Annotated in this window: 10 protein-coding genes; all 10 read right to left on the reverse strand. The window is 63.1% G+C overall.

What is annotated here, in order from left to right; genetic code table 11:
- Positions 1-78 precede the first annotated feature (78 nt).
- The gene (locus P9875_RS12160) at positions 79-990 is read right to left on the reverse strand and encodes a carbohydrate kinase family protein (protein ID WP_225240781.1); all 912 of its coding nucleotides are present in this window, start codon (positions 988-990) and stop codon (positions 79-81) included.
- The gene (locus P9875_RS12165) at positions 987-2,660 is read right to left on the reverse strand and encodes an alpha-amylase family glycosyl hydrolase (protein ID WP_278318509.1); all 1,674 of its coding nucleotides are present in this window, start codon (positions 2,658-2,660) and stop codon (positions 987-989) included. Before P9875_RS12165 ends, P9875_RS12160 begins: the two co-directional genes overlap by 4 nt.
- Positions 2,618-3,508, reverse strand: a complete 891-nt coding sequence (malG, locus tag P9875_RS12170) for a maltose ABC transporter permease MalG (RefSeq protein WP_034783032.1) — start codon at positions 3,506-3,508, stop codon at positions 2,618-2,620. Before malG ends, P9875_RS12165 begins: the two co-directional genes overlap by 43 nt.
- A gap of 10 nt (positions 3,509-3,518) precedes the next feature.
- The gene (malF, locus tag P9875_RS12175; protein WP_278318510.1) at positions 3,519-5,030 is read right to left on the reverse strand and encodes a maltose ABC transporter permease MalF; all 1,512 of its coding nucleotides are present in this window, start codon (positions 5,028-5,030) and stop codon (positions 3,519-3,521) included.
- Positions 5,031-5,158: 128 nt separating this feature from the next.
- Positions 5,159-6,379 carry a maltose/maltodextrin ABC transporter substrate-binding protein MalE gene (gene malE / locus P9875_RS12180; protein WP_051958308.1) on the reverse strand — a complete coding sequence of 407 codons (1,221 nt, stop codon included), beginning with the start codon at positions 6,377-6,379 and terminating at the stop codon, positions 5,159-5,161.
- 109 nt (positions 6,380-6,488) lie between these two features.
- Positions 6,489-7,574 (reverse strand): ABC transporter ATP-binding protein, encoded by a 1,086-nt coding sequence (locus P9875_RS12185; RefSeq protein ID WP_035817560.1) that lies wholly within the window; start codon positions 7,572-7,574, stop codon positions 6,489-6,491.
- Between the two features lie 84 nt (positions 7,575-7,658).
- Positions 7,659-9,296 (reverse strand): alpha-amylase family glycosyl hydrolase, encoded by a 1,638-nt coding sequence (locus P9875_RS12190; protein WP_278318511.1) that lies wholly within the window; start codon positions 9,294-9,296, stop codon positions 7,659-7,661.
- 283 nt (positions 9,297-9,579) lie between these two features.
- Positions 9,580-10,593, reverse strand: coding sequence for a substrate-binding domain-containing protein (locus P9875_RS12195; protein WP_278318512.1), 1,014 nt, complete (start codon positions 10,591-10,593; stop codon positions 9,580-9,582).
- Positions 10,594-11,011: 418 nt separating this feature from the next.
- Positions 11,012-12,232 (reverse strand): maltoporin, encoded by a 1,221-nt coding sequence (locus tag P9875_RS12200; protein WP_219311506.1) that lies wholly within the window; start codon positions 12,230-12,232, stop codon positions 11,012-11,014.
- Positions 12,233-12,450: 218 nt separating this feature from the next.
- Positions 12,451-14,007 carry an MFS transporter gene (locus P9875_RS12205; protein WP_278318513.1) on the reverse strand — a complete coding sequence of 519 codons (1,557 nt, stop codon included), beginning with the start codon at positions 14,005-14,007 and terminating at the stop codon, positions 12,451-12,453.
- Between the last annotated feature and the right edge of the window lie 108 nt (positions 14,008-14,115).

A 14,115-nucleotide genomic window follows, 5' to 3' on the forward strand; every position in this document is an offset into this window, starting at 1 on the left:
AATAGTCTGTGTGGTGAAATCCGCAGCCATTGTGCCATGCGCACCTTAGCTCGATGCTACGCTTGATAGAATATTAAGTCATAAGCTAGTGTGGTCTTGATATAAGTCATTCAGCTCTGCCAGCCCGATGAAGCGTTCATGCGTGCCGTTCTGCGCGCAGGCAAACGCGCCGCCGATGGCGCCACGGCGCATGGCCGCGTCGATGCCCGCGCCATCGAGCCAGGCCTGCAAAAACGCCGCCACGAAGGAATCGCCGGCGCCATTCGTGTCCACCACGGGCAGCGTCAAGCCTGCCGTCGGAGTGTGGCGCACGGACGCGCCGCCCCGTTCCAGCAGGTAGGCGCCGTGCGCGCCCGCCATGGCGATGACTGCCTGCGCACGGCCTTGCGAGATGATGGCGCGCATGACGTCGTCCCGGCGCTCGCCCAGTGCCGCCGTGCTGAGAAACACCAGGTCGGCGCGCAGCGCAAAGACCTTGTGGTGCGGGTTGAGGCCATCCCAGTCGTGCAAATCGGTCGACACCGTCGTGCCGCACACCAGCGCATCGTCGAACAGTTCGGCCACCCAGCCCATGATGGAAAAGTGCGCGTGGCGCGCCGGACCCAGGTAGGATAGATAGAAGGCGGCCGGCATGCGCACGTCTTCCGGGTGACGGCCGTCGTACAACGACAGCCGGCGCCCTTGCGGGTCGACCAGGTTGACGCTGCGCCGCGTGCCCGAGGGTTCGACGATGTGCGAGAAATCGAGCTTGGCATCTTTATAGCGCTGCAGGATGGCTGCGCCTTGCGCGTCGTCGCCGATGAAGTCGATGAACTTGCAGCGCAAGCCCAGCGCATGGCAGCCGAGCGCCACGCCATTGCCCGTGTGCGCCACGTAGTCGCGGATGGGCGGCACGTGGACGGAGTCGGCGACGGGCAATTGCAGGTCGGGCACGCGCACGATGGTGTCGATGCCGGCGCCGCCGACCACTAAAATGTCATAGGTACTCATGGTGCAGCTTTCTCCAGCAGGACGGTGCCGGCCGCGTGTACCGCGACGGCGCCGTCCTTGACTATGTAGGTTTGGTTTGTATAGGCGTCGCGCAGGCTGGCGCCATCGGCGAACACGCCGTGCACTTTGAGTTCGAGCGCGCCTTGCGCCTCGGGCACGGCGATGACGGCGTCACCATCGATCACGCGGGCGAACGCATACGGCTTTTCATCGATCAGGCGATGCTCTCCGCGCGCCAGGGCAGGGTGGCGCAGCCGGAACTGGCCCAGCTTGCGCGCATGGGCCAGGGTGGCCGCATCGAGCGTGTTCCAGTTCATGTCGGAGCGGGTCGCCTGCTGTTCGTCGCCGATGGGCGCCGCGCCAGGCTGTCGCGCGCTTTCATCGCCATAGAACAGCTGCACGCCGCCCGGCGCCAGCAGCAGGGCGGACAAGCCGTGCTTCAATTGATCGCGCGGGAACAGGCTGGTGTCGTGCGACGAGATATACGACAGGATGTCGTAGCGGGGGCTCTTATTCAGCAAGCCCGCGTACTGGCGGTACACGCCATCGATGCTTTTCCAGCCGCCGCCGGCGCGATGTTGGAACTCGAAATTGATCATCGAGTCGAAGCCAGCGTCATGCCAGCTGCTGCCCTCGGGGCCATGGCCCCACGCTTCGCCCGTCATCCAGAACGGTGCGTCGTCGATTTTCTGTTCTGGATGACGCGTTTTCCAGTCTTTTAATGCGTCGGTGGCTGCCGCGCGCAGGGCCAGCCAGCTGGCTGGCTCCACGTGCTTGACGGTGTCGGCCCTGAAACCGTCGACGCCGAATTCGCGCACCCAGTCGGCCAGCCACTGCACCAGGTAGCCGCGCACGGTGGTGTCGGGCAGGGCCACGGCGCGTGTGTCGGCTTTGTGTTGCAGGATGGGCGGCAAGCCCACGGCCTTGCCGCTTTCCGTGCGGAAGTCGGGCAGGTAGGCCAGCTGCATCGTGAAATCGTCCTTGCCGCCGTCCGGGTAGCCGGGCAAGCCCGCGCGTACCCAGTCCGGACCCCACCACTGCGCGAATGCGAAGTTGTTGTAGTCGATGAAGCTGTGATAATCGCGCAGCACGGCTTTTTCGTGGCCGGGCCACAGCACGGGCACCTTGTATTCAGCCAGGGTGCGCAAGTCCGCGTAGCCGGGGTGATTGAGCACCACGTCGAACAGGACGCGGATGCCTTGCGCGTGGGCGATGTCGATCATCTCGCGCAATTCGTCGCGCGTGCCCATGTTGGCGTCCATCGTCGTGTAGTCGAGCGCCCAGTAGCCGTGGTAGGCGTAGTGCTGGAATTGCTGCTTGCCGCCCACCACCCAGCCGTGTATCTGCTCGTACGGCGCCGTGATCCACAGGGCGTTGACGCCCAGTTCCTTGAAATAGCCGGCTTTCAGCTGCTGCGTGATGCCGGCGATGTCGCCGCCGTGAAAGCTGCCGACATCGCCGCCAGCCGGGTCGGCGGCGCGGCCATAACTGTGGTCGTTGCCGGGATTGCCGTTGGCGAAACGGTCCGTCACGGCGAAGTAGACGATGGGGTTGTCCGCAAAGCTCCCTGCCTGCGCCGAAGCGCTGAGTAACAGGGCGGCCAGCGTAGTCAGGGCGCGCCGCATGGTCAGCCCTTCACGCCGCCAGCCGTCAGGCCGGAGATCATCCATTTTTGCGCCAGCAGGAACACGGCCGTGATGGGCAGGCCGGACAAGATGGCTGCCGCGGCGAAGTCGCCCCACAGGTATTTTTGCTCGTACAGGAACAGCTTGGAGCCGACGGCCAGGGTCAGGTTGTTCTGTTCATGCAGCAGCACGGAGGCGATCGGGTATTCGATGATGGCGCCAATGAACGACAGCAGGAACACCACCATCAGGATGGGCACCGTCATCGGCAGCAGCACGTAGATGAAGGCCTGCCACTGCGTGGCGCCGTCGACCTTGGCCGCTTCCTCGATTTCGATGGGGATGGTTTGATAGTAGCCCTTGATGGTCCAGATATGCAGGGCGATGCCGCCCGTGTAGGCCAGCACCAGGCTGCCGTGGTGGTCGATGCCCAGCCATGGCACGTAGCTGCCCAGCACGTCGAAGATGGCGTAGATGGCCACCAGGGCCAGCACGGCGGGGAACATCTGCAGCAGCATCAGCGCGGACAGGGTTTGCGATTTGAAGCGGAACTGCATGCGCGCGAACGCATACGCGCAGGTGGTCGACAGCAGTACGGTGACGGTGGCGCTCATGCTGGCCACCTTGATGGAATTCCACAGCCACAGCAGCACGGGGAAATCCGGCTCGACGAGGGCGCCGTTGGGCGCCTGGTAGGACATGCCCAGCGCCAAACGCCAGTGCTCGAAGCTGATCTCGGGCGGGATCAAACTGCCCGAGGCGAAGTTGCCGGGCCGCAGCGAGATCGACAAGATCATCAGGAAGGGGAACATCACCAGCGCGATCAGCGCGATCACGGCGACGTGGGCCGCCAGGATGCGCCAGCGGTTGGAACGGTCGACAACGATAGCCATATGCTGTCCTTTATGCTTTGTTCATGCGCGTCAGGCGCATGTTGACCAGCGAAATCGCGGCCACGAGGAAGAAGATCAGGGTCGAGATGGCGGCGGCCAGGCCAAAGTTCTGGCCGGAATCCTCGAACGCGATGCGGTAGGTATAGGACACGAGCAAGTCCGTCGTGCCGGCCGGCAAGGTTGTGTCGAGGAAATCGGGACGCCCGCCCGTCAGCAAGCTGATCAGTACGAAATTGTTGAAATTGAAACCCAGGCTGGCCACCATCAGCGGCGTGAGCGGCTTGATGATCAGGGGCAGGGTGATCTTGAAGAAATTCGTCAGCGGTCCCGCGCCGGCCAAGGCCGAGGCTTCGTACAGATCCGACGGAATCGCCTTGATCAAGCCCATGCACACCACCATCATGTAGGGGTAGCCGAGCCAGGTATTCACGATCAAAATCATGGCCTTGGCCAGGGTGGTATCCGAGAACCAGGCGGGTTTGATGCCGAACAGGGCGTCGAGCACGAGGTTGATTTCGCCAAAGTTATTATTGAACAAGCCCTTGAAGACCAGGATGGAAATGAAGCCCGGCACGGCGTACGGCAGGAACAGCAGGGTACGGTACAGGCCGCGGAAGCGCAGCGCATCCCAGTTCAGGAGCACGGCCAGCACCATGCCCAGGCCTGTCGTGGTGGCCACGCTGATCAGGGCGAAAACGATGGTCCACACGAAAATACGCAGGAAGGGGCCGCGGAACGCTTCGTCGGAGAAAATCTTCACGAAGTTGGCGAAGCCGACATTGACCTTGAAGCCTGGTTCCAGTTTCGTGCCGTCCGGCATTTCATAAAAGCCCGTCTTGAAGTTCGGTGTGACCAGTTCGCCCGTGGCGATTTTCTTCAGGGTCTTGTCCGGCAATTGCTTGTAGACGTGCGCGACAGGGCCGAATTCGCGCAAGCCCACCATGCGCAGCTCGATCTTGTTCGGCAGCACGAGGGTGAGCAGCTTGATATCCTTTTGCAGGGCGATGATGTCCTTGATGCCCAGCGGCGCGGCCAGCACGGGCGCCTGCACGGGATCGATCGGCGCCACTTCCACGTTCAGGGGCACGGCGCGCTTCAGGGCTAGCGGCTGCGTCAGCAGCACTTCGCCCGTGTCCGGGCTTTCCAGGCGCAAACGGTATTCCTTGTTGTCGGCATGCACGGTCATGGCATAGCCGGCGCTTTCCACCCGCTGCGTTTCGTCCAGCAAATATTGCGTGGCCCGTTCATAGGTGAGCAGGTTACGCGAACTGAAATTGGTAAAGCCGATCGACACCGTGTACACCATCGGCAGCAGCACGAAGACGATCACCGCCGTGATGCCGGGAAACAGATAACGGTAGGCATAGGCGCGCGGCGACGTGAAGACGAACGTCGTCAGGGTCAGCAAGCCGAGGAAAACGGCGGCCAGCATGGTCTGGCCGGAAATGTACAACAGGAAGAGCAGATACAGACCCAGCGCCATGCTGATGGTCAATACCGTAGGGCCGATAAACTTGCGCACGATGGATACCTGTAATGATACGTAGGTCGGATTAGGCCCAAAGGGCCGTAATCCGACAACATTGTTGGCGGCACATGTCGGATTACGCGCTACACGCTAATCCGACCTACGCTCAAACAAAATATGGCTTAATTGGCGGTCGTAATCCGCTTCGCCGCCGCATCCAGGCCATCCTTGGTCGTCTGGCGGCCTTGCGTGATGTTTTCCAGCGCCGATTGCATCGACGACCAGAAGCGGCCCATTTCCGGGTTGTTCGGCATTGGACGGCCAGCTTGCGCGCTTTCCATCGTTGCCTGGATGTTCGGATTGGCCTTCAATTCCGCGAACAGCACCTTGTTTGCTGGCGTGCCCAGCGGGACGTCGGCGTTGATGGTTTTCAGGCCATTGAGCTGCAGCATCTGGTTTTCCAGGAATTCCGTGGCCAGATCCTTGTTCGGGCTGGCCTTCGAAATCATCGCGCCCAGCACGCCCACGAATGGGGTGGCCGTCTTGCCTGCCACGGTAGGGATCGTTGCCACGCCGAAGTTGATCTTCGACTTGCGCGCATTGTCCCACGACCATGGGCCGTTGATCATCATGGCGATCTTGCCCTGGTTGAAGCCGGCTTCCATCTCGGCATAGCCGGCGCCCTTCGGCATGGCGCCGCTGTTGATCAGGGTCATCAGCGCATTCACGCCCGCTTGCGAGCCGGCATTGTTGACACCCGTCTTGGCTGCATCGTAGCGGCCGTCGGACTTGACTTCAAACGGGAAGCCGCCGCCCGCGCCCAGCAATGGCCACGTGAAATAGGTGTTCGTGTAATCCCACAGGATGGCTTTCTTGCCTTGCGCGGAGAGTTTCTTGTCCAGTGCGGCGATTTCCTCGAAGGTTTTTGGCGGCGTCGGCACCAGGTCCTTGTTGTAGACGAGGGCGACGGCTTCGATGGAGATCGGGTAGCCCCAGGTCTTGCCGCTCACCGTAAAGGCGTTCCAGGCCAGTGGCAGAATGGCGGCGCGCGCTTCCTTGCTTGGCGTCAATGGTTGCAGCAAGCCGGCGTCGATCCAGGTGCCGATGCGGTCATGCGGCCAGATCCAGATGTCCGGACCCTTGCCGGCGGCGGCCGCCTGCTGGAATTTGTTTGGCGCATCTTCCGGATGCTCGACGACGACCTTGATGCCCGTCTTCTTGGTGAATTCTTCGCCGACCTTGGCCAGACCCTTGTAGCCTTTGTCGCCATTGATCCAGATCAGCAGGGTGCCTGCTTCGGCCGCGTGCGCCATGCTGACGGCGGCCAGGTTGCCGATGCCGGCCAGGGCGGCGGCGATCAGGGTGGTTTTGATGAAGCTGCGTTTCGGGTGCGTGAAGGACATGTCAATCTCCAGTGTCTTTTTTTATGCTAAGTTTATGTTGAGTATCAAGGCTGAAACGATGCAACCAGGCCAGGCGGCGCCTGTAGCGCCTGGCCCTTAAAGCCGGGTGTCAGGTACGGGTCTGGCCATGCTCGTCGAACACGTGGACGCGGGCCGGCGCCACTTGCAGCGCCACGGACTGGCCAATGGCCCAGTCCGTTTCCGCATCGGCGCGCACCACCAGCGGCTCGTCGCCGCCCGCTACCTGCACATACAGATAGCTGATGTCGCCCAGTTTTTCCACCGCCTGCACGGTGGCCGTGAGAGCGGCTGTGGCGCCGGGCGCGCACGCTTGCACGTGCTCGGGACGCGCGCCGACGGTGACGGGGGTACCGCTGGCCAATGGCTGCGTCAACACGGCCTGCAGCATGCCGCCCGCGTTGGTGGCGATGGTGGCCACGCCGTCGGCATAGCTGTGGATCTTGCCTTTGAGGAAGTTCATGCGCGGCGAACCGAGGAAGCCTGCCACGAACAGGTTGGCCGGGTGGTGGTACAGCTCCAGCGGTGCGCCCACTTGCTCGATGCGGCCCGCGTTGAGCACGACGATGCGGTCGGCCAGGGTCATCGCTTCGACTTGGTCATGCGTGACGTAAATCATGGTCGAGCGCAATTCGCGGTGCAAGTTCGCCAGTTCGATGCGCATCTGCACGCGCAGCGATGCGTCGAGGTTCGACAGCGGTTCGTCGAACAGGAAAACGTCGGGTTTGCGCACGATGGCGCGGCCGATGGCCACGCGCTGGCGCTGGCCGCCCGACAAGTCTTTTGGTTTGCGTTCCAGCAAAGGTTCGATGCGCAGGATTTGCGCGGCGCGCTGCACGGCGTCGGCGATCTGCACCTTGTTCATGCCGGCCAGTTTCAGGCCGAAGGCCATGTTTTGCGCCACGCTCATGTGCGGGTACAGGGCGTAGCTCTGGAAGACCATGGCGATGCCGCGCTTGGCGGGCGGCACGTCGTTCATGCGGGTCTTGCCGATATACAAGTCGCCGCCGCTGATTTCTTCCAGGCCGCAGATGCTGCGCAGCAAGGTGGATTTGCCGCAACCCGACGGGCCCACGAAGACCATGAATTCGCCGTCCGCGATCTCCAGGTCGATGCCGTGCAGGGTTTGCACGTCGCCATATGCCTTTTTCAGCCCTGCTAATTTCAGTCCAGCCATGTCGTCCTCATCATCTCAATTTGGCCCCGCTGATGCGCGGGGCTCGTTATTGTAATTGGCGGCATGGCCGCCAAAGCCTGCGATTTACGCCAGGGTGCCGAACCAGCCGCCATGCGCGGGCAGGGTGATCTGCTGGCCATTTTTATTACCTGGCAAGCCGTGACCGGCCAGGTCGGCCGCCGGCGCCGCGTCTGGCCAGGCGAAGGTGACGGCTTGCGTGCCCAGGTTGAAGGCAGCCAGGACCGATGGTTGGCCGGGCAGGTCGCGGCGCAGGGCCAGCACGGGTTCCGGTGCATCGAAGAAACTGATGTCGCCGCGCAGCAATTGCGGCAGGGTGCGGCGCCAGGCGAGGATGTTCTGCGCAAAGCGCAGCGCCGAGCCGCTATCGTGTTCTTCGACGTCAGCGGCGCGCGCCAGGTGTTCCGGCGGCACGGGCAGCCATGGTTTTGCCGAACTGAAGCCGCCGTGCGGCGCGTCAGATACCCATGGCATTGGCGTGCGGCAGCCGTCGCGGCCCTTGAACTGGGGCCAGAACGGGATGCCGTACGGGTCTTGCAGCGCCTCGAAAGGAATGTCCGCTTCCGTCAGAGCCAGCTCGTCGCCCTGGTACAGGCACGGCGTGCCTTTCAGCGCGGCCTGCACGGCCAGCACGACCTTGGCCAGCGACGGCGACGGGTTTTCGCCGCCCCAGCGCGTCATGACGCGCACGCTATCGTGGTTACCCACGGACCAGGAAGCCCAGCCGTCGGCCACTTGCGCTTCGAACTCTTCCACTTGCTTGCGGATGTGCGCGGCGGAAAACTCCGCCGTCAGCAAGTTGAAGCTGTAGGCCATGTGCAGCTTGTCGGCGCCCGTGTAGGCGGCCATGGTGGCCAGCGCATTGTCGTCGCCCACTTCGCCGATGGAAATGGCCTGGTATTCATCGAGCACGGCGCGCACGCGTTGCAGGTAGGCGATGTTTTCCGGCTGCGTCTTGTCGTACACGTGCGCTTGCATGCCATACGGGTTGATGGCCGATACGCTGCTGGCATCGCGTTGCGCGGCTGGCGGATTGTCGCGCAGCAATTGATCGTGATACGGGAAGTTGCAGGAATCGAAGCGGAAACCGTCGACGCCGCGTTCCAGCCAGAAACGCAGATTGTCCAGCTGCGCTTGCTGCACGGCCGGATTGTGGAAGTTCAGGTCGGGCTGGCTGACGAGGAAATCATGCAGGTAATACTGGCCGCGGCGCGGCTCCCATTGCCAGGCCGAACCGCCGAACACGGACAGCCAGTTGTTCGGCGCCGTGCCGTCCGGTTTCTGGTCGGCCCAGACATACCAGTCGGCCTTGGGATTGTCGCGGCTGGAGCGGCTTTCCACGAACCATGGGTGGACGTCGGACGAGTGCGACAGCACCTGGTCGATCATTACTTTCAAGCCCAGTTCATGGGCGCGTGCCACCAGGCGGTCGAAGTCGGCCAAAGTACCAAACATGGGATCGACGTCGCAGAAATCGGCCACGTCATAGCCGAAGTCTTTCATCGGCGACGTGAAGAAGGGCGAGATCCACACGATGTCGGCGCCCAGGGCGGCGATGTATGCGAGCTTGGAGGTAATGCCGGGCAAGTCGCCGATGCCGTCGCCATTGCTGTCGAGGAAGCTGCGTGGATACACTTGGTAGATGACGGCGCTGCGCCACCAGTCGGCGGGCAGGTGGGCGAGATTGTTCTGGATGGTCGGCATGAATGATTTCTTAAAAGTTGCCTGTAGCCTTGGCTATCAGGGCGGCGCTGCTGGTTGGTAGGCGAACGTCTTATTTTAAAATTCAAAGCGCTTTGGGTATGAAATGAGTATAGTTCAAAGCGCTTTGAAAAGTAAAGCGATACACGCGCCAGACATACGATTTTTTTATGAGGGTGATTCAGGAGGGCAAAACAGAGCGGAAGAGGGCGTTTTACGAAACCCCAAGCGGAGGCTGGGGTCGGACCCTGAGGGTCCGACCCCAGTAGTTTGCTCTAGGGGTAAATCAGGCGCGTATTACCGGTCCCGCCGACTCCCCCGGCAACAGTTCGCACGGCCACAGTTCCTGCAGGTCGGTGACGGGCGTGCCGTCCATCAGGGCCAGCAGCATATGGATCATCTTCGCACCGGCGCCGCGCGGGTCGGGCTGGACGACGGTGGTGACGTTGTGGCCGGCCAGGGAATCTTCCATCACGCCCCAGACAATCAGCGACATCTCGCTGCCGATGGCGATGCCCGCGTCGAGCAGGGCGCGCACGGCGCCCACGCCCGACATGTGATTGTCGACGATGACGGCAGTGGGACGGGGCGAGCGGGCCAGCAGGCGCTGCATGGCCTGGTAGCCGGCGCGGCGGTCATGGGCGTTGTCGACCAGGTTGTCCGGGTCGACGGGCAGTCCGCCCGCCTGCATGGCGTGCTGGAAACTGTCGACGCGCTGGCGCACGAAGTTCAGGTCCGGCGTGGCGCTGATGAGGCCAATGCGCTGGTGGCCCAGCTGCGCCAGGCGCTCGACGGCCAGGCGCATGCCGGCCTCGTTGTCATAGTCGAACCACGCGTGCGGCTGGTTCAGCTGCGTGCGGCCGTGCGCGACAAACGGCATGCCCTGTTGCGCCAGGTAGGCGATGCGCTCGTCGAACGGCTTTGTACGGCCGACGATCAGGCCATCGATGCGGCGGCCCTTGACCATGCGTTCATACGTGTGGAATTCATTGGTGGCGGAAGCGGGCGCGATCATCATGTCCATCTGCTGCGCTTCCAGCGCTTCCGACATGCCGCCGACGATCTCGATGAACATGGGGTCGGCCAGGTCGTTCGGCATCAGCGGGTAGATGATGCCGACGATATTCGTGCGCCCGACGGCCAGACTGCGCGCCATGGGATTGGGACGGTAGCCAGCCGCCTGCGCGGCGGCCAGCACCCGCTCGCGAGTGCGTTCGCTTACTTCAGGATAGCCGTTCAAGGCGCGGCTGACGGTGGTTTCGGATATTCCTAGCGTTTTGGCGAGATTTTTGAGGTTCATGGATGCTGCAGTCGGGGTCTATCCAGGGTGGGTCGGGAGCGTTGCGGCGCGATAAAGGGTAGTTTATCTGATAAATGCCGGATTGATCAGGGGTATGGCAAGCGGCGGCGGCGCGCAAAAAAATACGCGGGCAAACCCAGGGGCGCCCGCGCTAAAAGAGGATACTGCTGAATCACTACATTGAAGCTGCCGGCCATCGCGTGCAGCGGCGAAATGGTGGGTCCGGTTAAAGCATGCCCCCAGGAAGGCGGGCGGTGCTGCTGCCAGTGGCTGGCGCCTTGCGGCATCAGCCAGTGTTGGATGCCTCTGATTAATAAAGAGCGTCTGATAAAACGTTCAGGGCAAGGCGCACGGTCGCAGACAGTACGCTAGTACGGCAAGACCGTGCAACGCCGCCATGGACGTTTTTCAGATGCTCTTACCACCACGACTCGACCTGGAAACCAACCGAGCTGCCGTTGGTCTTGCCACCAAACACGCCCGTCGACGACAGCGCCGATTCCGCGGCCGCGGCCGACTGGGCTGCCTTGTTCCATTTGGCGTAGGTGTAGAAGGCGCGCAGCACGGGGCGCGACCAGAAGCTGTTGCCGGCCGACAGTTGCGGCGCGAAGGTCAGCTTGGTCAGGTTGCGGCTTTCGCCGCCTTCCGGCTTGACGATGTCGTGGCCCAGTTCCACGGCCAGGCTGTAGTTGTCCGTGAAGTGGTAGACGGGGCGCGCGCCGATCGACGTCCACTTGCTGCTCACGCCTGCCGTTTCCTTGTCTTCATAGACGAAGGTGCCCATGCCCGACCAGGCGCCTTTGGGCTGGATCATGATCTGTTCCGTCAGACGCACGACCTTGTCATCCTTGCCGGCGCCCAGGCTGAAGCCGCCCGTGTTGGCGGCGCTGCCTTTGCCGTACTGCAATGCCACTTTGTTGAAGCCGCCCAGCAGATTGCCTTGCGTATGCATGATGGTCAGCAAGTGGCCGCTGGCGATGGGGGCCGCGCCTTGCGCGTTGCGTTTCTGGTTGAATTGCAAGCCCAGGGTCAGTTCGCCGTCCGGGTTGACCTTGATGCCGGAGAAGCGCAGGTCGTGGGACAGGCCCATGCGATTGCTGTCGCCGTCGTCGGCCGTGCGCACGATGGCGTAGGCCAGCTTGGCGGCGCCCAGGTCGATGTTTTCCAGGCCGGCGCCAGGGCCGCTGTTATTCCAGAAGTAGTAATCGGTGATGTGCACGTCCTGGCGGTCGTAGTAGCGCTTGCCGACCCAGGCGCGCGCTTCGGCGAAGGCGCCCGTGCCGATCTTGTCGGCGACGACGTTCATTTCGCGCCACGACGGGTCCGATTGTTCCCAGTCCTGGTTCTGGTTGACGGAGAAGGCCACCAGGGTATTGATGCGGAAAGTGGTGCCGTTGGCCGCCTTGAAGGCTTCGCCGCCGAATTTCAGCTCGCCGTAGGTTTCGCACTCATTGCCCAGGCGATACTTGGACGAGGCGCCGGCCAGGCCGAAACACGCTTCCTTGCCGCCTTCGCTGCTGGTGCCGAAGCCCGAGCGGATGTAGCCGCCGAAATCGATCGGCAGGGCGGCCTGGGCGGCCGAAGCGCTCAAGGCCAACGCCACGGCGGCAGGCAAAGTTTTCAAGAAATGTTTGTTCATTGCGTCTCCAGTGTTTTTATAGGTGTGGGATCGGTGCGCATAACTTCGCACAACCAAAGCGCTTTAGTTATGTTTCAAAGCGCTTTGAGTATAGTTCAAAGCGCTTTGATCAGTAAACTAGTTTTATTCCTTGAAACTTTTGAGGTGTTGCGGAGAAACATCAGGGGAGGAAGGGCGGCACGTTTGCCGCCCGGTCTTGCAGGGGCGAAGCTAGCGGCTCAGTTTGTCGTCTTGCTGGCGGGCGCGGTGGCAATAGGTTCGGTAGCACCGGCCGGATGACGCAGGAATGTCAGGATCAGCAGTGCCGACGCCGTCGTGATGCTGGCCAGCACATACAGCAAATGGCGGAAGGCCGTGCCGTACGCTTGCGCCAGTTCGCCGGCGCCGGCCTGCGGCAACAGGGTAGCTGTATGGCGCAGCTCGCCCAGCGCCAGGAAGGGGCCGGCGTACGCCGCCTCGTGCGCGCCGACGCCGGCACCGCCCAGCGCCGCGACGGTGAACGTGCCCAGCAGCGCGCTGACGATGGCCAGCGCCAGGCCTTCGCCCGCCACGCGCGTCGTATTGAAGATGCCGGCCGCCATGCCGGCCCGCTCGACGGGGACGACGCTGATGGCCAGGCCATCCATCAAACCCCACGGCAGGCTGATGCCGCAGCCGATCAGCAGCAACGGCCCGATCAAGGTGGCGGGCGGCTGGCCCGGCGCGCAGGTCGATAGCCACAGCAAGCCGCCCGCCGCCAGCAGCAGGCCGCTGGCGCAAATGTGCGCGGCGGCGATGCGTTGCGCCGCCATGCCGGCCAGTACCGGCAGCACCAGCATGGGCGCGGACAGGGCGATCATCATGCGTCCCGCCTCCAGCGCACTGTAGCCTTCGATGCCGATGAAGCGGGCCGGCAGCAGCACCAGCAGCACGACGAAGGAAAACGCGGGCGCGGCGGCCAGCAGTTGCACGCCGGCAAAGGCGGGCAGGCGGAACAGGGGCAAGTCCAGCATGGGCCGCGCCGCGCGCCGCTCCACGCGGATGAAAACGGCCAGCAGCAAGGCCGCGCCACCGAGCAGCGCCAGGCTGGCGGCACTGCCCCAGCCACTGTCAGGCGCCTGCAGCAAGCCATAGGTAAACAGGGACAGCGCACCGGTAAACGTCAGGGCGCCGGGCCAGTCGACGCCTTGCGCTTGCGGGTCGCGCGATTCGCGCATGGCGCGCGCGGCGGCCAGCAGGGCGGCCAGGCCGGCCGCGGCCGTAGCGATAAAAATGGCGCGCCAGCCCGTGTGCGTGATCAAGGTGCCAGCCAGGAAGGGGCCGAAGGCCAGGCCCACGCCGAAGGCCGTGCCGATCAGGCTGAAGGCGCGCGCGCGGGCAGCGCCGTCGAATTCCTGCGCCAGGGCCGCCAGTCCGCTCGACAGTGCCATGGCGCAACCCAGGCCCTGGACGGCGCGCAGCACGTCGAGCCACACAATGCCGGGCGCGGCCGCCAGCGCCAGCGCGGCGGCGGAAAACACGGCCATGCCCAGCAAGAATAGGCGCTTGCGGCCATAGCGGTCGGCCAGCGCGCCGGCCACCATCAGGCAGCCGCCAAAGCTGAGCATGAAGGCATTCGTGATCCACGCCAGCGCCAGCGGCGTGCCGTGCAGGTCGGCGGCGATGGCGGGAATGGCGATGGCCGGTCCCGTAAAACTGAGCGGCATGCATAGCGCAGCCAGGCTGACGGCGGCCAGCACCAGCGTGCGGCGTGCTGCCGCTGGTTCCGGGGCTTGCGCGGAAAGATTCGTATCCATAGGGATGATTCCTGAAAGAGGGAATCTGATGATAATATGGACGCAATCCATGAAAAAGTGGCTGAAAATCCACTCATAGAGGACAAATATTCCTTAATCAAGATGGCG

It is taken from the genome of Janthinobacterium rivuli (assembly GCF_029690045.1).
In the GTDB taxonomy this organism is placed as follows: Bacteria; Pseudomonadota; Gammaproteobacteria; order Burkholderiales; family Burkholderiaceae_D; genus Janthinobacterium; species Janthinobacterium rivuli.